Source organism: Christiangramia aestuarii (genome assembly GCF_009735585.1).
GTDB classification, from domain to species: domain Bacteria; phylum Bacteroidota; class Bacteroidia; order Flavobacteriales; family Flavobacteriaceae; genus Christiangramia; species Christiangramia aestuarii.
The window spans coordinates 462,169-482,386 of record NZ_VJVW01000003.1 but is presented as its reverse complement, the minus strand read 5'-3'; the positions used below and the strand labels follow the sequence as shown (position 1 = coordinate 482,386).

Below are 20,218 nucleotides of genomic sequence, written 5' to 3'. Positions count from 1 at the left end.
TAAAATGAACCAACCCTTAGCATATGTGCATCCGGGAGCGAAGATTGCCAAAAACGTGGTAATTGAACCTTTCGCCACGATTCACAATAACGTAGTGATTGGAGAAGGTACCTGGATTGGTTCCAATGTAAGTATAATGGAAGGTGCCCGCATCGGAAAAAATTGCAGTATTTTTCCCGGCGCAGTGATCTCGGCAGTTCCGCAGGACAAGAAGTTCAACGATGAAGATACACTTACGGTAATTGGTGATAATACAACTATCAGGGAGTGTGTGACCATTAACCGTGGTACCACAGACAGGATGAAAACGGTAATTGGTAACAATTGCTGGATCATGGCATACTGCCACGTGGCTCACGACTGTATCGTAGGTGATAACTGTATATTTTCTAACAACAGTACCCTCGCCGGCCATATTAATGTTGGTGATTATGTGGTGCTGGCGGGAATGGCTGCCATTCAGCAGTTCTGTAGTATTGGTAAACACGCCTTCGTAACCGGAGGTTCGCTGGTTAGAAAAGATGTTCCTCCCTTTGTAAAAGCAGGTAGGGAGCCACTTAGTTATGTTGGGATTAATTCTATCGGGCTAAGAAGAAGAGGCTTTAGTACCGAAAAGATCAGGGAGATACAGGATATTTACAGGATTTTATACCAGAAAAATTATAATAACTCTCAGGCAGTGGCTATTATTGAAGCTGAAATGCAGGCTACCGCCGAAAGAGACGAAATATTAGAATTCATTAAAAACTCACAACGAGGTATCATGAAGGGATACTTCAGTTCAAATTAAATTACAGATTAGAAATGGCTACAACCAGCGATATAAGAAACGGACTTTGTATTAGATATAACCACGACATTTACAAGATCGTGGAATTTCTTCATGTAAAACCGGGGAAAGGACCTGCTTTCGTTAGAACTAAATTAAAAAGTGTAACTACCGGGAAGGTTCTGGAAAATACTTTTTCTGCAGGACATAAGATCGAAGATATTAGAGTTGAAACTCACAAATACCAGTTCCTTTACGAAGATGGTGAGTTCTGGCATTTTATGAATGTTGAAGATTACACGCAGATCAGGCTAACTGAGAACGCTCTGGATATGCCTAAACTTCTTAAGGAAGGAGAGGTCGTTACCATCCTTATCAATACTGAAGATAATATGCCTCTTTCTGTGGAGATGCCGGCAAGCGTAGTTCTTGAAGTTACTCATACAGAGCCTGGCGTAAAAGGAAACACGGCTACCAATGCCACTAAACCGGCAACGGTTGAAACTGGCTTTGAGGTAAATGTTCCACTTTTCATCAATGAAGGCGACAAGATCAAGATCGAGACCGAAAAAGGAACTTACAAAGAAAGAATCAAGGAATAATCGTATTTAATGAAGTTCCCCCACCAACATTCCCTTAAAGAAATTGCTGAGATCATAAACTGCGATTACGTAGGTGATCCTGAATTCCCTGTTTTGGGAATGAACGAGATCCACGTAGTTACGCCGGGTGATATAGTTTTTGTAGATCACCCTAAATATTATGATAAGGCACTGGAATCTGCAGCGACGATCGTACTTATAAATAAGGAAGTGGCCTGCCCTGAAGGAAAGGCTTTGCTGGTTTCAGACGATCCTTTCAGGGATTTCAACAAGCTTACCAGGCATTTTAAACCATTCCAGCCAGCGAACAATCTCATTTCCGATTCCGCAGAGATAGGAGAGGGGACCATTATCCAGCCAAATGCCTTTATTGGAAATAATGTGAAGATTGGTAAGGATTGTTTGATCCATGCTAATGCTTATATTGGCGATAATTGTATTATTGAAGATAATGTGATTATTCACGGCGGGACGGTGCTGGGAGGCGATGCCTTTTATTATAAGAAGCGTCCTGAAGGCTTCGATAAATTATTGTCTGGAGGAAGGGTAGTTCTGAAAAAAAATGTTGAGATTGGTTCCAATTGCTCTATAGATAGAGGGGTTACCGGTGATACGACCATCGGGGAGGGCTCAAAACTCGATAACCTTATCCAGATTGGGCACGATACGGTGATAGGAAAACAATGTCTTATCGCCTCCCAGGTAGGAATTGCCGGATGCGTGGTGGTCGAGGATGATGTGACTATCTGGGGCCAGGTAGGGATAAGAAGTGATGTAACCATTGCTACCGGTACGGTTTTAATGGCGCAGTGTGGGGTTTCAAAAGATACCACTCCCAATACAACCTATTGGGGCACGCCTTTTGGTGAAGTACGTACAAAATTGAAAGAATACGCGGCTATAAAGAAATTGCCCGAGATTGTTAAAAACTTAAAATAAGTATACTATGGGTTTAAGAACAAAAGAAATTGCAACTAAATTCTATGAATCCAATTTCTACAAAGATGAAGATGTACTAAGAAGTTTTCTTCATCCAGATGTAGAACTTTCATGGTATGGTACTACCGGGCTTAAAAAGCTGGATCTTAATGGTATAGCGCAAATAAGTCAGCAACTTGCTGAATCTTACGAGTCGCTTCGTGCAGAGATCGAGAAGGTGGTTGCTAAAAAAGATGATGTTGCGGTTCATTTTACTTACCACGTGAGAACCATAGAGAATCCTGAAGAAGAGATGCCTTTGGCACATTTTGTGGCTATCTGGGAAATGAAGGATGGCAAACTTTTCAAAGGAGTTCAAATAAGTCAGCTAGGGGAAGAGGTAGACGATAATCCCTGGTCGTAATTAATCAAATATAGAAAACCCTCGGAAATTTTCCTGAGGGTTTTTTATTTAATTTGTATTCTACGTTTGTAGAATTAAAAATTATTTCTACATTTGTAGAGTAAAACAATTTGTATGGAACTTTCTAATGCAGAAGAGCAATTAATGCAGATCCTTTGGAAGAAGGAAAAAGCCTTTATGAAAGATCTTCTTGAGGCCTATCCAGATCCAAAACCCGCATTAACGACCGTGGCCACTTTGCTTAAACGTATGCAGGATAAGAATTTTGTAGGCTATACCCAGCAGGGGAGGTCAAGAGAATATTTTCCGAGAGTGAAAAAGAAAGATTATTTCTCAAAGCAAATGAGCGGCATGATCAAGAACTTCTTTAATGATTCGGCCAGCCAGTTCGCTTCATTTTTTACCAATGAGACAGACCTTTCAGAAAAGGAACTTTTGGAAATTCGTAAACTCATAGACGAACGGATTAAAAATAAATAAGATGCTTATCTATTTGCTAAAATCGGGATTGTGCCTGCTGATCTTATTCGGCTTCTATAAGCTATGCCTGGAAAATGAAAATTTCCATAAGATCAAACGTGTTTACCTGCTTGGTGCTTTGATTTTAGCTTTTAGTTTACCTCTTATCACTTTAACCTACCAGGTAGAGGTAGAACCTGTTCCAGATCCTTCCGGTTTTGAGGAGGTTAACTTCACCGGCTCAAAGCTTGAAAATAAATCTGAAGTTTGGGATAACCTTTACATCATAGCAATTTCTATATACCTGCTTGGGTTCCTTTTTTTCGGTTACAGGTTTTTTAAGAATCTTCGTTCACTCTTAACCCAGGCCTGGAAAAATGAAAAGATCAGGGAACTGAATTATATTTTCATCCTTCTGGGACAGAAACTGGTTCCTTTTTCTTTCCTCAATTATATTTTTTTAAACAGAACTGAATTTAAAAAGGACGAAATCTCGCAGGCTGTCATTGAACACGAGAAAGCCCATGTGAACCAGAAACATTCCCTGGATCTGTTATTTATCGAAATTCTGCAGGTGATATTCTGGTTTAATCCTTTGTTCTACTGGATCAAAAGGTCCATCAAATTGAATCATGAATTTCTAGCAGACAGTGAGGTTCTTGCCAAGGACTTCAACGCCCTGGAATATTCCAATATTCTTTTTAACTATAGTTCGGGCTATCATCACAATGCGTTAGCAAGCCCATTAAATCATTCATTAATCAAAAAACGAATTATCATGATCACTAAAGATTTTTCAATCAAAAAGCTTCTTCTTCGGGCTGGTTTGTTCCTACCTGTTCTGGGTGGCTGTATTTTTCTTTTTAACAACGAAATCGTAGCAAAACCTGTTTATGTCAGCGATTATTCCGTTAAACAGGGAGGGAATATCGAAATTCCTTTCGAAGCTAAAACCGGTTTTCTTACTTCTGATAATGTTCCGGAAACTATGGCTGTAGTTCAGGATCTGGAACTTAAGATCAAAGTAGATGGTGAGAAGGTATGGGTAAATGGCCAGGAGACTGATCTTGAAAATTTCAGTAAAAAAATTGACCAGGTTACTGGTGAACTTTCTAAAGCTGAGCTGAAAGAGCTGAACCTTAGCATGAAACTTATCGATACCCGGGAAGAATTCATGAAAAACCTGGACAGGGAATTTTCCAAAACCAGGCTGGCCAGCGTTTCCGGAAGATCGGTATTACCACCTCCACCTCCAATGCCACCTGATCCTGGCGCGGCACCACCTCCTCCAGAACCGGGGAATGAGATCATAAGCGTGCCACCTCCTCCAAAACCTGGTAATGAGATCGTAGAAATAGATAAGGAGAGAAACATAAAAAAGCAAGAGGCTCATCTTAGGGAAAGGGAGGAGCGGCTAAAGGCCAGGAAAAATGAACTGGAAACCAGTCAAAAACTCTCTGAAACAGAGAAAAAAAGGCGGTTGCAGGAATTGGAAGATGAAGAAAAAAGATTACTTGCCCGCCAGACCGCATTGGAGCAACGTCATGCTCACCTTATTGAAAGAGAAGCAATAGAAGTAGAAAGAAGGGCTCGCGAGGTTGAACGTGAAGCCAGAATCAGGGAAAGAAATCATCAGGAACTTCCGGCACCGCCACCACCGCCAAAGGTTCACTATCCTGAAAATGCCACTTATTACTTGAACGACAATCAAATAAGCCGGCAAAAGGCCCTGGAGTTAATTAAAGAAGGTAAAACTACTCAGGTAAATATTCAGCAGTCTTCGTACGGCAAAGATGTGGTGAGAATATATAACTAAACTAAAAATGAACTTTTAGATAGACCGGAAATACCCCGGTCTATTTTTTTATTTCTTCAAAACTGTCCTGTTTAAAGCATTTTTGCAGAGGGTTAAAGCTTTAATAAACTTCGAAAAAGCTTTTAACTTTTATATTTAAAAACATACTTTTGTAACGCAAAAATCAAAAGACACTTATGAGCGTTTTAGTCAATAAAAATTCTAAAGTAATTGTGCAAGGGTTTACCGGAAGTGAAGGTACTTTCCATGCTGAGCAGATGATAGAATACGGTACAAATGTAGTTGGTGGAGTTACTCCAGGTAAAGGAGGTCAAAAACACCTTGATAAACCAGTTTTCAATACAGTTTCTGAAGCTGTTGAAAAAGCAGGTGCAGATGTTTCCATCATTTTCGTACCGCCGGCATTCGCTGCAGACGCGATCATGGAAGCTGCCGATGCAGGGATCAAAGTGATCATTACGATCACTGAAGGTATTCCGGTTGCAGATATGGTAAAAGCTTCAGATTATATTAAAGACCGTGATTGTAGATTGATTGGTCCTAACTGCCCAGGGGTTATCACTCCGGGAGAAGCTAAAGTTGGTATCATGCCAGGTTTCGTTTTCAAAAAAGGAAAAGTTGGTATCGTATCTAAGTCTGGTACGCTTACTTACGAAGCTGCAGACCAGGTTGTTAAGCAAGGTCTGGGAATTACTACTGCTATTGGTATTGGTGGAGATCCAATCATTGGAACCACTACTAAGGAAGCGGTTGAATTATTGATGAACGACGACGAAACCGAGTGTATCGTAATGATCGGTGAGATCGGTGGTCAGCTTGAGGCAGATGCTGCTCAGTGGATTAAACAAAATGGAAATAAAAAGCCGGTTGTTGGATTCATCGCTGGTGAAACTGCTCCGGCAGGACGTACTATGGGTCACGCCGGTGCGATAGTAGGTGGTAGCGAAGATACTGCCCAGGCAAAGAAAAAGATCCTTAAGGAGAACGGAATTCATGTTGTGGATTCTCCTGCTGAGATTGGAATGAAAGTAGCAGAAGTTCTTAACTCTTAAGAATATTCTAGATTCATATAAAGATCCCTTTTTTACCTCGGTAGAAAAGGGATCTTCTTTTTTATGTACATTAATCATGAAGCCCCTTTTCTCTTAAAAAACTTAGCAATTTCTCAGGGTGGTCGGTCTGGATCACATTTACTTTTTTGATGTTCAGAAGATTTTCAAAACCATTCTTTTGTTCTATCTCCAGCCTGTCGTACTTTTTGAGGGCATTCACCCAAACTTCAAAATCATTGCTTTTAAGCCGGTTGATGTTGATACTTCCATAGGGCCGGTGGTAAAGCTGTATGATATCTAAGAAATCATACTTTATCACCTGATTGATCTTCCACCAGCTAAATGCCACGGGCATGATCCTTATTTCCGGATTTATCTCATAAAGGCTCGGGATCAAATCAAGATCACGAACCGTAAAGATCACCGAGTTTTCCATTCCAAGCCTGGCTACAACTTTATAGCTGCGTTTCATGGCTTGGAGATCGTCCAGCTTGAAGTCAAGATTTAGTATGACCTTGTTCTTAGATATTATTAAAGCTTCCTCCAGGCTGGGAATTCGTTGGTCTGTTTCTTTATTTTGATAGAGAAGAGGTATTTCTTCTAACTCCTTAAAATCTACATCTGCAATTTTTAGGTTAGATCCGGTTGTACGTTTTAAACTTTCGTCGTGTAAAAGAACAGGAATTTTATCCCGGGTCTCCCTTATATCTACCTCTACGATATCTATCTGATTATTGATGCTTTCCTGTATAGCTGCCAGTGAATTTTCAGGATGTTTATCGTGAGAACCGCGATGGGCTGCAACCAGGACCCGGTCGTCTTCAGAATACAGGCCCTCAAATTCAGCCAGTTCTTTATTATTCCCCGATGTGGTCATCAACATCAGGAAGATCGAAATTGAAAAGGTATATAGACTACTTTTTAGCATAAGCTGCAGGGTTTGTTATGCTTGTTAAATGTATCCTACTAAAAATAAGACTAATAAGAATAAAAAACCAGTGCCGGGCGGCTTTTTTAATTTGGGACCGATCCATGTTTTTGCATCCAATGCAAAACCTGATTTTCAGAATTTGATAATAAAAACGGCTTCCGAATATCTTCAATTGAATTTTCTTCAATCCATTTTAGCTTTTGTTATATTTGGAGGGACATTTAACCAAGATCATTTAATATGAAATTATTAGAAGGAAAAAACGCAATTATTACAGGTGGTAGTCGTGGTATAGGAAAAGGTATCGCGCAGGTATTTGCTCAACACGGGGCCAATGTTGCCTTTACATATAATTCATCTTCGCAATCTGCCGAGGAGCTGGCAAAAGAATTGGAAGAGATGGGCATAAAAGCCAAAGCTTATAAATCTAATGCCGCCAGTTTTGCAGAGGCACAGGAACTGGTAGATAAGGTGCTGGAAGATTTTGGATCTATAGACATTCTTATTAATAATGCCGGAATTACCAAGGATAACCTCTTAATGAGGATGAGCGAGGAAGATTTTGATAAGGTTATTGAAGTGAACCTCAAATCTATCTTTAATATGACCAAAGCGGTTCAGCGAACCATGCTGAAGCAGCGTAAGGGAAGTATCATCAATATGAGTTCTGTAGTTGGAGTAACCGGAAATGCCGGGCAGGCCAATTACGCGGCTTCCAAAGCAGGGATCATAGGTTTTTCTAAATCGATGGCGCAGGAGCTTGGTTCAAGAAATATCCGTACCAATGTGATCGCTCCAGGTTTTATAGAAACTGAAATGACCGAAAAACTGGATGAGAAGACCGTCCAGGGCTGGAGAGAAGCTATTCCGCTTAAGAGAGGTGGAAGCCCGGAAGATATTGCCAATGCCTGTGTGTACCTTGGTAGCGACCTGAGCGCCTATGTTACCGGCCAGGTGCTGCATGTAGATGGAGGTATGCATACCTAATTTCTCTCTCCATGCTTGAGTTGTGAATTTATTCATTTAAATTCTTAACTTCACAACATAAGCCTTGTAGATGACCACAGAAACAATTTTATATATAACCCTGGCCCTTCTTGTAGCGCTGGGGTTTGCTTTTTTTCAGTATCTGTACAATAGACCGGTAAGGAACAGCAGGGATTATATTCTCTTTTCGCTCAGAGCTCTGGCGGTTTTTTTAGTATTGCTTATCCTCATCAATCCAAAGATCACTTCTACCAGTTACCAGGTAGATAAACCGGAACTTGTTCTGCTGGCAGATAATTCCCAATCCATCTCTTTTTTGGAAGCCGAGAATGATCTTAAGGAGATTTCGAATGCGATACTGAGTAATGAAAGGATTCGGCAGAATTTTGAAGTGAGCCAGCTTAATTTTGGCGACAAGATCGGCATGGGCGACTCTCTGAATTTTTCAGCGGTCCAAACCGACATTTATTCTGCGCTGAGTGAAACACGAGACCTTTTTTCCGGAAAGAATTCCGCGGTGGTCTTGCTTACTGATGGAAATCAAAGCCTGGGGCGAGATTTCCGGTATTTTAAAAAGAACGGTTCTGCCGAAGTTTTCCCAATAGTGCTCGGCGATACTACCCGGTATAAGGATCTTAGTATAGAAAGGATCAACCTTAACCGTTATGCTTTTCTGAATAACAGGTTTCCGCTAGAGATTTTCCTGAATTATTCGGGCCGGGAAGAGGTGAAAACTAAATTGAATATCCGTGCCGGAGGCAATATCGTTTTTTCTAAGGAACTGGAGTTTTCTGAGGAAAAGCGTTCCGAGGTGATCAGGACAGATCTGCCGGCAACTTCCCTTGGGGTTAAAACTTACCAGGTGGAACTGGAACCTGTCGCCGAAGAAAAGAATACCATCAATAACCTTCAGAAATTTGCCATTGAAGTGATCGATGAGAGAACTTCGGTATTGATCTTAAGTAGTATAGCTCATCCAGACCTGGGGGCGATGAAGAAGGCTATTGAAAGCAATGAGCAGCGTACTGCAGATATAAAATATATTAGAGATGATAATTTGCAACCTTCAGTATATCAACTAATTATATTGTATCAACTGAATAATTCGTTCAATAAAACTGTAGCAGAAATCCTTGAAAAAAAATATAATTACCTGGTAATCACGGGAAGTAAAACAGATTGGAATTACCTGAATAACCTTGACCTGGGATATTCAAAAAGCTGGTCTAATCAGCCACAGGAAATCTTCCCGGTATACAACCCCACCTTTAGCTCCTTTCAGTTCGAGGATATTGGTTTTGATGACATGCCTCCGGTCATAGATAAATTTGGGCCTTTGGATATTCAGGAAAACAGGTTCAATATACTTTTATACCAGGAGCAACAGGGAGTTGAAACCGGCGAAGCCCTGATGGGGGTTACCCAGGATGCTCCAAAATCTGGATTCCTTTTTGGGGAAAACATCTGGAGATGGAGGGCGAAAACTTACCTGGATAATAAATCCTTCCAGGAATTTGATGATTTCTTCGGAAAACTGATACAGAATCTCTCGTCTTCTGGCTCTAAACAGAGACTGATGGTAGAGGCTGAGAATTTCTATTATGCCAACCAGAACGTGCTTATTTCGGCACAGTATTTCGATGAGAACTACCAGTTCGATCCGGGTGCAGGGATTAAAATTAGTGTTGAGAACAAGGAAACAGGGGATAGCTTTACTTCAGACTTGGTGCTGAAAAATAACTTCTACCAGTTCGATGGCGGGGATCTTCCCGCGGGAGAATATGCTTATAACATTAGGGTTGCCAACAAAAAACTTAGCAAATCCGGTAGTTTTGAAGTGATAGAATATAATACCGAGCAGCAATTTGTATCCTCTAATCTTTCTGGGCTTCAGTCTTTTGCAGAAAATAATGAAACTGACCTTTTTTATGCCGGGGATGCCGAAAACCTGATCAACAGCCTGTTGGCTAACGATAAGTTGAAACCTGTTCAGAAAAGCCGACAAAAAACGCTACCTTTGATAGACTGGTATTACCTGCTGTTTATCCTGATTTTTATTCTTGCCGTTGAGTGGTTTTACCGAAAATATTTAGGACTAATTTAAATTTCAATTTTTATATATGGAAAGATTACCCAAGATTGGCATACCTCTGTTTATTGGTATCGTCATTTTAATAATTTTTATCGCGAAGTCAACAGTTACTATCGATTCTGGTGAAGCCGGTGTTTTATACCGAACCTTCGGTGGAGGGGTGGTGACAGACAAACCGCCATTATCTGAAGGCTTTCATTTTGTGGCTCCCTGGAACAAGGTATTCGTTTATGAAGTTCGGCAGCAATCTATAGATGAAGAAATGCGTGTGCTTTCTTCAAATGGTCTGGAGATCAGGCTTGATGCTTCTGTATGGTTTCAGCCGGAATATGAAGCCCTGGGGAAACTTCACCAGGAAAAGGGTGAGGCCTATATCCAGCGTTTGCTTCAGCCGGCAATTCGTTCAGCAACCAGGGCAGTTGTGGGAAGGTATAATCCAGAGCAGTTGTACGCAAGTAAAAGAGAGGCTATCCAGAAAGAGATCTTCGATGAGACCAATCTGTTACTGGAAGACCAGTATGTACAGGTGAACGAGGTGCTGGTTAGGGATGTTTCCCTGCCACCAACTATCAAAGAGGCCATTGAAAGAAAGCTTAGACAGGAACAGGAATCCCTGGAATATGAATACAGGTTGACCAAAGCCGAGCAGGAGGCAGAAAGACAACGTATCGATGCCGAAGGTAAAGCCAGGGCCAACCGCATTCTTAGTGAGTCCTTAACCGAGAAAGTTTTACAGGAAAAAGGTATACAGGCTACCCTTGAACTTGCCAAATCCCCTAATTCAAAGGTAGTTGTGATTGGTAATAGCGAGAACGGAATGCCGCTTATTCTAGGCAACAACTAATAAACATATCTTAAATATTAATTTTCAGGTTTTATTTCTGAAAATTTTATTTAGCTTTGAACTCACAATGAGAAAATATACTGTACATCATCATTTTTTTACCCACGCTCAGGCGAGGTGAATATGATATGTTGTAATTTTAACTAAATATCATGACCCGTTTGAGCAATCAAACGGGTTTTTTTATTTCTAATAGTAGCCACTAAAATTATGAGTAAAGAAAAATTAAGAATTGCAGTTCAGAAATCGGGACGATTGTTCGAGGATTCCATTAAGATCCTGAAGGACGCCGGGATTTCTATAGATAACGGAAAGGAGCAGTTAAAGGCATCTTCAAGAAATTTTCCGCTAGAAGTGATGTACCTGCGAAATGGGGATATCCCGCAATACCTTCGCGACGGGGTGGTAGATGTAGCCATTATTGGAGAGAATGTATTAATTGAAAAAGGACAGGATATCATCAAGGGAGAAAAACTAGGATTTTCCAAATGCCGTGTTTCCCTGGCTGTACCAAAATCTTTCAATTATACCGGAATCAAGGACCTTGACGGTTCCAAGATCGCCACTTCATACCCGAATACCGTAAACCAGTTTTTAAAGGAAAAAGGGATTTCTGCAGAACTTCATATCATTAATGGTTCGGTGGAGATAGCCCCGAATATTGGCCTGGCAGATGCTATTTGCGATATCGTTTCCAGTGGAAGCACTCTTTTCAAGAACGGGCTTAAGGAGGTGGAAGTGATGCTGAAAAGTGAGGCAGTACTGGCCATTTCTCCGCAGATCTCTGAGGAAAGGAAAAAGATCCTGGAAAAACTTCAGTTCAGGATGAAATCTGTACTAAATGCCAGGACCTCCAAGTATATCCTGATGAACGTTCCCAACGATAAATTAAAAGATGTGACCAGGCTGTTACCGGGAATGAGGAGCCCTACGGTTTTGCCTTTAGCTGAAGAAGGCTGGAGTTCTGTGCACACCGTGATCAACGAGGAAAGGTTCTGGGAGGTACTGGACGAACTCAGGAACTTTGGTGCCGAAGGTATCCTGGTAGCACCAATAGAAAAAATGGTAATTTAATAACTGCAGAAAATTCAAATCATGAACAAGATATTAAATCCAGCCAGGGCAGACTGGCCTGAAATTTTAAAAAGGCCTACCCAGACCGTCGCCGATATTGAACAAACCGTAAACCAGATCTTTGATGAGATCAGGATAAAAGGGAATGCGGCTGTGGCAAAATACACCGAACTATTTGACGGGACAAAACTGGAGGATCTTAAGGTTTCCCAGACCGAAGTTACCGAAGCAGAAAAGCAGATTTCTGCTGAACTGAAATCAGCAATCAAGCTAGCTAAGGCTAATATTGAAAAGTTTCATGCAGCCCAAAAGACCTCGAAGCTAAGTGTGGAAACAACTAACGGGGTAAGCTGCTGGCAGGAGAAAAAAGCCATCCAGAAGGTTGGTCTATATATTCCAGGTGGCACAGCTCCATTGTTTTCATCTATTCTAATGCTGGCTATCCCGGCAAGGCTGGCCGGTTGTGAAGAGATCGTTCTATGTACGCCTCCAGATAAACAGGGAAGGATTAATCCCGCCATCTTATATGCTGCTGAACTTTGCGGGGTCACCCAGATCTTTAAAATAGGAGGCATCCAGGCAATTGGTGCAATGACCTTCGGAACTGAGGATGTACCCCAGGTTTATAAGATTTTTGGCCCGGGAAATCAGTTCGTGACCGTTGCTAAACAGCTGGCGACCAAATACCAGGTTGCCATAGATATGCCTGCGGGGCCCTCAGAGCTACTTGTATATGCAGATGATTCGGCCAACGCAGCCTATGTAGCTTCAGACTTACTTAGCCAGGCAGAACACGGTATAGATAGCCAGGTGATCATGGTGTCTACTTCAGAAAAACTTATCGATGCGGTTTCAGATGAAATTGAAAACCAGCTACAGGAATTACCTCGTAAGGCTATAGCCGATAAGGCTATTGAAAACTCCAGGCTAATCCTGGTAAATTCCGAAGAAGAGGCGCTAAAGCTTATTAATGAATACGGGCCGGAACATTTTATTATCTGCTCAGAAAATGAAGATTATTTTGTCCAGGGAGTAATTAACGCTGGTTCGGTCTTTATTGGCAACTATACGCCAGAGAGCGCTGGCGATTACGCTTCAGGTACCAACCACACGCTGCCGACCAATGGCTATGCGAAACAGTATAGCGGAGTGAACCTGGATAGTTTTATGAAAACCATCACTTTTCAGAAGATCTCTGAAGAAGGGATAAGAGAGATCGGGCCGGCTATAGAGCTTCTTGCAGAAGCTGAGGGACTACAGGCTCACAAGAATGCAGTTAGTCTTCGTTTAAATGACCTTAGGTAGATGAAAGAATTTGATATAAGTAAGATCGTGAGGTCTAATGTGGCCGTTTTGGAGCCTTATTCTTCGGCAAGGGACGAATTCAAGACCCAGGGAGAAGAAATGGTTTTCCTGGATGCCAATGAAAACCCCAATGACAATGGTCTAAACCGTTATCCCGATCCTCAGCAAAGCAGGGTGAAGGAAAAACTCTCTGAAATACGCAATATAGACTCCAGAAATATTTTACTGGGTAATGGTAGCGATGAAGTGCTAGACCTGATTTTCCGGGCGTTTTGTGAACCAGGGAAAGATAACGTGATTACTCTGCCGCCTACTTATGGCATGTATAAAGTGCTTGCCGGAATCAACAATATAGAGAACAGGGAAGTTTACCTGAACCACGAATTTGAGCCAGATGCCACGGCAATTCTCAATATGGTCGATGAGCATACGAAAATTATCTTTTTGTGTTCACCAAACAATCCTTCCGGGAATTCGTTCGATGCCGACACGGTTTGCACCATCCTTGACAATTTCGACGGACTGGTAGTTATCGATGAAGCTTATATAGATTTTTCTGAACAGGACAGCTGGCTGGAAAAACTGGATTATTTTCCAAACCTGATCTTAACCCAAACCTTTTCTAAAGCTTTTGGAATGGCTGGGATCAGGCTCGGAATTTTATTTGCTTCAGAAGAAATCATTGCGGTGCTAAACAAAATCAAGCCTCCTTATAACGTTAACCAATTAACTCAGGACCAGGCAATTAAAACTCTTTCGGATGTGAAGAATATAAAATCTCAAATATCTGAAATACTGGAAGAAAGACTGAGGTTATCTAAAGCTTTACTTGAAGTTAATTTTGTTTCCAAAGTATATAAATCTGATGCCAATTTTTTGCTTATTGAAGTTGATGATGCGAATCTTAGGTATGAGGAATTACTCAAAAAAGGTATAGTGATTAGGAATAGGAGCAGCCAGCCATTGTGTGAAAACTGCCTAAGGATCACCATAGGGACAAAAGAAGAAAATAAGCGTTTAATAAGAGCGATAAAAGAATTAGAGAATGCATAAAATATTATTTGTAGACCGCGACGGAACTTTGATTCATGAACCTGAAGATTACCAGATAGACAGCCTGGATAAGCTGGAATTCTATCCCGAGGTATTCACTTACCTGGGGAGGATCGCCAAAGAACTGGATTACGAGATCGTGATGGTGACTAACCAGGACGGGCTTGGCACTGAAAGTTTTCCGGAAACCGATTTCTGGCCCATTCAGAATTTCATCGTCAAGTGCTTCGAAAATGAAGGAGTAGAGTTCAGCGATGTCCTGATAGATCGAACTTTTGCGAAAGACAATGCACCAACCCGGAAACCGAATACAGGTTTGCTGGAGAAGAAATTTATAGATAACCAGGATTATGACCTGAAAAATTCCTTTATGGTTGGGGATCGCCTAACCGATATTGAGTTCGCTCTTAATTTTGGTGGGAAGGGTATTTTCATTGATAACCATGAAGGCCTGGCCGAAGACGAGGTTGAAAATGATAAATCTGAAGTAGAAGCGAATATTGCCTTACGAACAAAGTCCTGGAAAGAGATCTACGAATTCCTGAAATTACAGGACAGGACGGCCAATATCGAAAGAAAGACCAACGAAACCGATATACAGATCGACCTGAATCTTGATGGAACTGGCAAAAGCGAAATAAGCACTGGGATCGCCTTTTTCGATCACATGCTGGATCAATTGGCCCGCCACGGTCAAATGGATCTTAAGATAAAGGTGGATGGCGACCTTGAGGTCGATGAACATCACACTATCGAAGATACGGCTATCGCTTTGGGCGAAACCTTTAGCAAGGCGCTTGGCAACAAACTTGGAATCGAAAGATACGGTTATTGTTTACCTATGGATGATTGCCTTGCCCAGGTTGCCATCGATTTTGGCGGCCGAAACTGGCTGGAATGGGATGCCGAATTCAACCGCGAGATGATAGGAAAAATGCCTACAGAGATGTTCTTTCATTTCTTTAAGTCGTTCACAGACGGTGCAAAAGCCAACCTGAACATCAAGGCCGAAGGTAACAACGAGCATCATAAGATCGAGGCTATCTTCAAGGCTTTTGCAAAAGCCATCAAAATGGCCGTGAAAAGGGATGCCGAAAAAATGATATTGCCTTCTACCAAGGGAATGCTTTAAACAGTTAGCTTTTGAGAAATTAAAATTCTTTGAAAGAGCTCATTAAATTTTAAGATGAAAGAGAATCAAAAAATAGTCATTATAGATTACGGAGCCGGGAATATACAGAGCATTAAGTTCGCGATAAAAAGGCTTGGTTTCGAGGCTATATTAAGCAGTGATGCCGAGCAGATCAGGCAGGCCGATAAAGTGATCTTTCCCGGAGTGGGAGAGGCGGGAAGCGCCATGAAAATGCTTAGGTCTACCGGCCTGGACGAGTTGATACCTAAATTAGAACAGCCCGTGCTAGGGATCTGCCTGGGCATGCAATTGATGTGTACTCATTCTGAAGAAGGAAATACCACCGGCTTGGGTATTTTTGATGCCGATGTAAAAAGATTTGATAATTCTGTAAAGGTGCCACAGATAGGCTGGAACCAGATCACCAATCTAAATTCGCATTTATTCGATAATGTGAAGAATGGTGAATACGTTTACCTGGTACATAGTTACTACGTTCCCGAGTGTGCCGATGAGATCGCCAGAACCGAATACGGAGTGAACTACTCCACGGCCCTGCACCGGGATAATTTTTATGGGGTACAGTTCCATCCGGAAAAAAGCAGCAAGACCGGGGAACAGATACTGGAGAATTTCTTGAAGTTAGATTTAAGAAATTAGAAATACGAAATACGATCAAAGAATTTTGAAAATTTAATAACAGAATTGAATATAAAACTCAATTCTAAATATTAAAACCTCAATACTATAAATGCGAATAATACCGGCAATAGATATCATCGAAGGTAAATGTGTAAGGCTTTCCAAGGGTGACTACAATACCAAGAAAATATATAACGAGAATCCGCTGGAGGCGGCTAAGTCTTTTGAAGATCACGGCATTCAGTATTTGCACCTGGTAGACCTGGATGGCGCTAAGTCCAAACATATAGTGAATCATAAGATCCTGGAGCAGATCGCATCAAAGACCAATTTAAAAGTGGATTTTGGTGGCGGTTTAAAATCTGATAAAGATCTGAAGATTGCTTTTGAAAGCGGTGCAAACCAAATTACAGGAGGCAGTATTGCCGTGAAGGATTCCGAAACCTTCGAAAGCTGGTTAGGGAAGTTTGGCAGTGAAAAGATCATCCTGGGAGCTGATGCCAAGAACAGGAAGATCGCGGTTTCCGGCTGGCTGGAAGATTCAAAAGAGGAAATCATTCCTTTTATTCAGAACTATGAGGAGAAGGGAGTGAAGTATGTGATCTGTACCGATATTTCAAAAGATGGGATGCTGGAAGGTCCGTCCTTCGATCTATATGAGGAGATCCTGGCCGAAACCCGGGACATCAACCTAATCGCTTCCGGTGGAATATCAGAATTTGATGAGCTTCCAAAACTGACAGAATTAGGCTGCGAAGGCGTTATCATTGGAAAAGCGATTTATGAGAACAGAATAAGCCTGAAACAGCTCGAAAATTATATTTTAAATAAATAAACGTCACCCTGACCTTGGTTCAGGGTCTTAGAGAAGCTGAAACAAGTTCAGCTTGACGTGTCATAAAGATTAGAAATATTATAATCTAACATCTAAAAAGATGCTAACTAAACGAATCATACCCTGTCTTGATATCAAAAACGGTAGGACAGTTAAAGGAGTCAATTTTGTTGACCTTAGGGATGCCGGTGATCCGGTGGAACTTGCCGCGGCTTATGCGGAAAAGGGTGCAGATGAACTGGTCTTCCTGGATATTTCGGCTACCGAAGAAAAAAGAAAAACGCTGGCCAAACTGGTATTGGATGTGGCCGAACAGCTGAATATTCCCTTTACCGTTGGCGGTGGCATATCTTCTGTTGAAGATGTCGACATACTTCTAAAAAATGGGGCCGATAAGGTTTCGATCAATTCCTCGGCGGTTAAAAATCCTGATCTCATCAACCAGCTTTCCGAAAAATTTGGAAGTCAGTGTGTGGTGGTGGCCATTGATGCAAAAAATATCGATGGCAATTGGAAAGTACACCTGGTAGGAGGAAAGGTGCCTACCGAGCTTGATCTTTTTGAATGGGCCAGGGAGGTTGAACAGCGTGGCGCGGGAGAGATCCTCTTTACATCCATGGACCATGATGGCACTAAGAACGGATTTGCCAATGAAGCCCTGGCGAAACTTTCAGAAGAATTGAACATTCCTATCATTGCTTCAGGTGGAGCCGGTAAAATTGAGCACTTCAAAGATACTTTTCAAGAAGGAAAGGCCGATGCGGCTCTAGCAGCAAGCGTTTTCCACTTTAAGGAAATAGAGATCCTTCAGCTGAAAAAGGAATTAAAGGCGGAAGGTATTCCGATAAGAATGTGATCATTAATAATACTTAGAACCTCATGCTGAAAATCATTTCAGCATTTCAATTATAAAATAGATTTTAAAGAACCCGTGGCAACGGGATAAGAAGACCAAAAGGATAGATGAAAAATGAATATAGATTTCAATAAAAATAGCGACGGTTTAGTGCCAGCGATTATCCAGGATTCCAAAACCAGAAAAGTTTTAATGCTGGGTTATATGAACGAGGATGCCTATTTAAAGACTAACCAGACCAAGAAAGTAACTTTTTACAGCCGAAGCAAACAGCGTTTATGGACCAAGGGCGAGGAAAGCGGCAATTTCCTGAACCTGGTAAATATAAAACTGGACTGTGATAATGATACCCTGCTCTTAGAAGTTAAACCCGAAGGACCGGTATGTCATAAGGGGACCGATACCTGCTGGGCTGAAGATAACACAGTTGATTATGGCTTTCTTTCCAAACTGGAAGGCATTATTGCCAGCAGGCAGAAATTAAGCCAGACAGAGCCTGAATTACGCAAGGAAAACGATAATAGCTATGTGGTTTCCTTGTTTGACAAAGGCATCAACAAGATCGCCCAGAAAGTAGGAGAGGAGGCGGTAGAAACTGTCATAGAAGCCAAAGATGATAATGACGAACTTTTCTTAAACGAAAGCGCCGATCTCCTTTTTCATTATCTGATACTCTTGAAAGCCAAGGGATTCGAGCTAAAGGATATCGTTAAGGTGCTGGAAGAAAGGCATTAGTCCTCCCAGCTCCCCATTTTACCAGCTTGATAATCTTCATAGGCCTGGCGGATCTCTTCTTCCGAATTCATTACGAAAGGTCCGCCAAATACCACCTTCTCCTCAAAAGGCTCGGCATGGCCAAGAAGGAGTACAGATTGTTCCTGAGCTACTATATCCAGGATCTCGCTGTTTTTGGAAAATTCGGCCAGGTGTAATTCGAATACTTCGATTTCATTGACCTCCAGTTTACCGCGAATCACATAAAAGAAAATATTATGGGATTTGGGAATTTCCAGCTTAATTCTTGCATCTTTTTCAAAATAAACCAGCGATAGGTCTACCGAAGTAGGTGTGTCGAAAGCTCCACGTATTCCCTTGAAATTACCGGAAACCACCTGAGCCTGGACGGTTTCATCTTCGTTCTTCCAAACCGAGATCTGGTCCTTCTGAAGTCCCTTATAAGAGGGTTGAGTCATCTTCAGTCTTTTTGGAAGGTTGATCCAAAGTTGTAAAATTTCCAGCGGACCGCCTTTTTCTTTGAACTCATCTGAAGAGACCTCAGCATGCAGTAAACCTCTACCTGCCGTCATCCATTGCACACCGCCACTTTCAATAACGCTGTAATGCCCATCACTGTCTTTATGGGCGATATCTCCATCAAGGATAAAGGTCACGGTTTCCATTCCACGATGTGGATGCGGTCCAAAAGGTAAGCCATTGTTATTTGGTGGATAGGTTTGGGGGCCATGATGATTAAGAAAGATAAATGGGTCTATCATCTGTAGCCGGTTGGTAGGCAGGGGAGACCAGGTCTTAAGATCTCCCATTGGCCTGTATTCTGCTTTATGAAGTTTCTTAATATTCCTCATTTTTCAGATCATTTATTTCTTACGTAAATAAGTTTGAATTTGGAGTTGGTGTTCTCCCTAGATTCTATCTCGAACTTGTTGATGGAATTGATCATCGGGGTTAATTTCTGGAACCCGTAATTACGGGAATCGAAATTAGGTTGCTTCTTCTGAAGCAGGCTACCTACATCTCCGAGGAAAGCCCAGCCGTCTTCATCGGCCACATCAGAAATCGTTTGTGCGATAAGGCGAATAACTGCAGGAGTGATCTTATCGACGTTCTGTTTTCTGGTATCCTTTTCCTTGGCTTTACCATTTTCAGATTCCTTGGAATTGTTTTTCAGGATCTCAATATAGATGAATTTGTCACAGGCCACGATAAAAGGATCTGGAGTTTTCTTTTCCCCGATTCCGATCACTTTCATGCTGGCTTCACGTAATCTTGTAGCTAGCCTGGTGAAATCTGAATCACTGGAGACCAGGCAGAATCCATCTACTTTGTTGGAATATAAGATATCCATCGCATCGATGATCATAGCCGAATCGGTCGCGTTCTTTCCCTGAGTATAGCCATATTGTTGAATGGGATGGATGGCATTTTCGAGTAAAACGTTTTTCCACTTGTTCAGGTGAGGCTTTGTCCAGTCACCGTAAATTCTTTTTATTGTAGGATTGCCATACTTGGCGATCTCTTCCATCATCTCCTTAACATGAGCTGAAGGTATATTATCACCGTCTATAAGCACGGCTAAATTAGTTTCCATTATTTGTGTTTTTGGGTGACTAAAGTTAAGGTTAAATTTTAGTCTTTTTAGGTATAGGTAAGAATAAGAAAACTGTCTGGGCTTTAAATTCAGTAAAG

21 protein-coding genes are annotated in these 20,218 nt (G+C 41.5%); 18 read left to right on the top strand and 3 right to left on the bottom strand.

Translation table 11 applies throughout. The features are described 5' to 3' along the window. Nucleotides 1-4 precede the first annotated feature (4 nt). The 7 genes from lpxA to sucD all read left to right on the top strand — a co-directional run bounded on the left by lpxA (nucleotide 5) and on the right by sucD (nucleotide 6,040). A complete protein-coding gene (lpxA, locus tag FLP08_RS10125) occupies nucleotides 5-790 on the top strand; it encodes an acyl-ACP--UDP-N-acetylglucosamine O-acyltransferase (RefSeq protein WP_156276529.1) in 786 nt (261 codons plus the stop codon). 14 nt (nucleotides 791-804) lie between these two features. Continuing rightward, on the top strand, nucleotides 805-1,371 hold the full coding sequence (gene efp / locus FLP08_RS10120) for an elongation factor P (RefSeq protein ID WP_156276527.1): 567 nt from the start codon (nucleotides 805-807) through the stop codon (nucleotides 1,369-1,371). Nucleotides 1,372-1,380: 9 nt separating this feature from the next. Beyond that, the gene (locus FLP08_RS10115) at nucleotides 1,381-2,310 is read left to right on the top strand and encodes a UDP-3-O-(3-hydroxymyristoyl)glucosamine N-acyltransferase (RefSeq protein WP_156276525.1); all 930 of its coding nucleotides are present in this window, start codon (nucleotides 1,381-1,383) and stop codon (nucleotides 2,308-2,310) included. A gap of 7 nt (nucleotides 2,311-2,317) precedes the next feature. Then, complete coding sequence (locus tag FLP08_RS10110) at nucleotides 2,318-2,713, top strand: nuclear transport factor 2 family protein (protein WP_156276523.1); 396 nt, start codon at nucleotides 2,318-2,320, stop codon at nucleotides 2,711-2,713. A gap of 114 nt (nucleotides 2,714-2,827) precedes the next feature. Continuing rightward, nucleotides 2,828-3,193, top strand: coding sequence for a BlaI/MecI/CopY family transcriptional regulator (locus FLP08_RS10105; RefSeq protein WP_156276521.1), 366 nt, complete (start codon nucleotides 2,828-2,830; stop codon nucleotides 3,191-3,193). Nucleotide 3,194: 1 nt separating this feature from the next. Continuing rightward, nucleotides 3,195-4,988, top strand: coding sequence for a M56 family metallopeptidase (locus FLP08_RS10100; protein ID WP_156276519.1), 1,794 nt, complete (start codon nucleotides 3,195-3,197; stop codon nucleotides 4,986-4,988). Between the two features lie 176 nt (nucleotides 4,989-5,164). Further along, nucleotides 5,165-6,040, top strand: a complete 876-nt coding sequence (sucD, locus tag FLP08_RS10095) for a succinate--CoA ligase subunit alpha (protein ID WP_156276517.1) — start codon at nucleotides 5,165-5,167, stop codon at nucleotides 6,038-6,040. Nucleotides 6,041-6,110: 70 nt separating this feature from the next. On the opposite strand, the gene FLP08_RS10090 is transcribed toward sucD, so the two are convergent. Beyond that, nucleotides 6,111-6,968 (bottom strand): glycerophosphodiester phosphodiesterase family protein, encoded by an 858-nt coding sequence (locus FLP08_RS10090; RefSeq protein ID WP_156276515.1) that lies wholly within the window; start codon nucleotides 6,966-6,968, stop codon nucleotides 6,111-6,113. Nucleotides 6,969-7,211: 243 nt separating this feature from the next. Here FLP08_RS10090 and fabG point away from each other — a divergent pair, with 243 nt between their 5' ends. The 11 genes from fabG (at nucleotide 7,212) to hisIE (ending at nucleotide 18,526) form a co-directional block, all read left to right on the top strand. After that, complete coding sequence (fabG, locus tag FLP08_RS10085; RefSeq protein ID WP_156276513.1) at nucleotides 7,212-7,958, top strand: 3-oxoacyl-[acyl-carrier-protein] reductase; 747 nt, start codon at nucleotides 7,212-7,214, stop codon at nucleotides 7,956-7,958. Nucleotides 7,959-8,028: 70 nt separating this feature from the next. Beyond that, nucleotides 8,029-10,062, top strand: a complete 2,034-nt coding sequence (locus tag FLP08_RS10080) for a VWA domain-containing protein (RefSeq protein ID WP_156276511.1) — start codon at nucleotides 8,029-8,031, stop codon at nucleotides 10,060-10,062. A 16-nt stretch (nucleotides 10,063-10,078) separates the two neighbouring features. Continuing rightward, nucleotides 10,079-10,894 (top strand): prohibitin family protein, encoded by an 816-nt coding sequence (locus tag FLP08_RS10075; RefSeq protein ID WP_156276509.1) that lies wholly within the window; start codon nucleotides 10,079-10,081, stop codon nucleotides 10,892-10,894. A 210-nt stretch (nucleotides 10,895-11,104) separates the two neighbouring features. Then, nucleotides 11,105-11,968 (top strand): ATP phosphoribosyltransferase, encoded by an 864-nt coding sequence (gene hisG, locus FLP08_RS10070; RefSeq protein ID WP_156276507.1) that lies wholly within the window; start codon nucleotides 11,105-11,107, stop codon nucleotides 11,966-11,968. 21 nt (nucleotides 11,969-11,989) lie between these two features. Then, nucleotides 11,990-13,273 carry a histidinol dehydrogenase gene (hisD, locus tag FLP08_RS10065; protein WP_156276505.1) on the top strand — a complete coding sequence of 428 codons (1,284 nt, stop codon included), beginning with the start codon at nucleotides 11,990-11,992 and terminating at the stop codon, nucleotides 13,271-13,273. Further along, nucleotides 13,274-14,326, top strand: a complete 1,053-nt coding sequence (gene hisC, locus FLP08_RS10060; protein ID WP_156276503.1) for a histidinol-phosphate transaminase — start codon at nucleotides 13,274-13,276, stop codon at nucleotides 14,324-14,326. After that, the gene (gene hisB / locus FLP08_RS10055) at nucleotides 14,319-15,458 is read left to right on the top strand and encodes a bifunctional histidinol-phosphatase/imidazoleglycerol-phosphate dehydratase HisB (RefSeq protein WP_156276501.1); all 1,140 of its coding nucleotides are present in this window, start codon (nucleotides 14,319-14,321) and stop codon (nucleotides 15,456-15,458) included. Before hisC ends, hisB begins: the two co-directional genes overlap by 8 nt. A 54-nt stretch (nucleotides 15,459-15,512) precedes the next feature. Then, a complete protein-coding gene (gene hisH / locus FLP08_RS10050) occupies nucleotides 15,513-16,118 on the top strand; it encodes an imidazole glycerol phosphate synthase subunit HisH (RefSeq protein ID WP_156276499.1) in 606 nt (201 codons plus the stop codon). A 91-nt stretch (nucleotides 16,119-16,209) separates the two neighbouring features. Next, nucleotides 16,210-16,935: a 1-(5-phosphoribosyl)-5-[(5-phosphoribosylamino)methylideneamino]imidazole-4-carboxamide isomerase gene (hisA, locus tag FLP08_RS10045; protein ID WP_156276497.1), complete on the top strand. Its 726-nt coding sequence runs from the start codon at nucleotides 16,210-16,212 to the stop codon at nucleotides 16,933-16,935. 100 nt (nucleotides 16,936-17,035) lie between these two features. Continuing rightward, nucleotides 17,036-17,791 (top strand): imidazole glycerol phosphate synthase subunit HisF, encoded by a 756-nt coding sequence (gene hisF, locus FLP08_RS10040; RefSeq protein WP_156276495.1) that lies wholly within the window; start codon nucleotides 17,036-17,038, stop codon nucleotides 17,789-17,791. Nucleotides 17,792-17,905: 114 nt separating this feature from the next. Next, a complete protein-coding gene (gene hisIE / locus FLP08_RS10035; protein WP_156276493.1) occupies nucleotides 17,906-18,526 on the top strand; it encodes a bifunctional phosphoribosyl-AMP cyclohydrolase/phosphoribosyl-ATP diphosphatase HisIE in 621 nt (206 codons plus the stop codon). Here the strand turns inward: hisIE and FLP08_RS10030 are convergent. Together FLP08_RS10030 and FLP08_RS10025 are read right to left on the bottom strand one after the other, a co-directional pair. Beyond that, nucleotides 18,523-19,377 (bottom strand): pirin family protein, encoded by an 855-nt coding sequence (locus FLP08_RS10030; protein ID WP_156276491.1) that lies wholly within the window; start codon nucleotides 19,375-19,377, stop codon nucleotides 18,523-18,525. The genes hisIE and FLP08_RS10030 overlap by 4 nt on opposite strands. Before the next feature lie 8 nt (nucleotides 19,378-19,385). Continuing rightward, nucleotides 19,386-20,120: an NYN domain-containing protein gene (locus FLP08_RS10025; protein WP_156276489.1), complete on the bottom strand. Its 735-nt coding sequence runs from the start codon at nucleotides 20,118-20,120 to the stop codon at nucleotides 19,386-19,388. Nucleotides 20,121-20,218 lie beyond the last annotated feature (98 nt).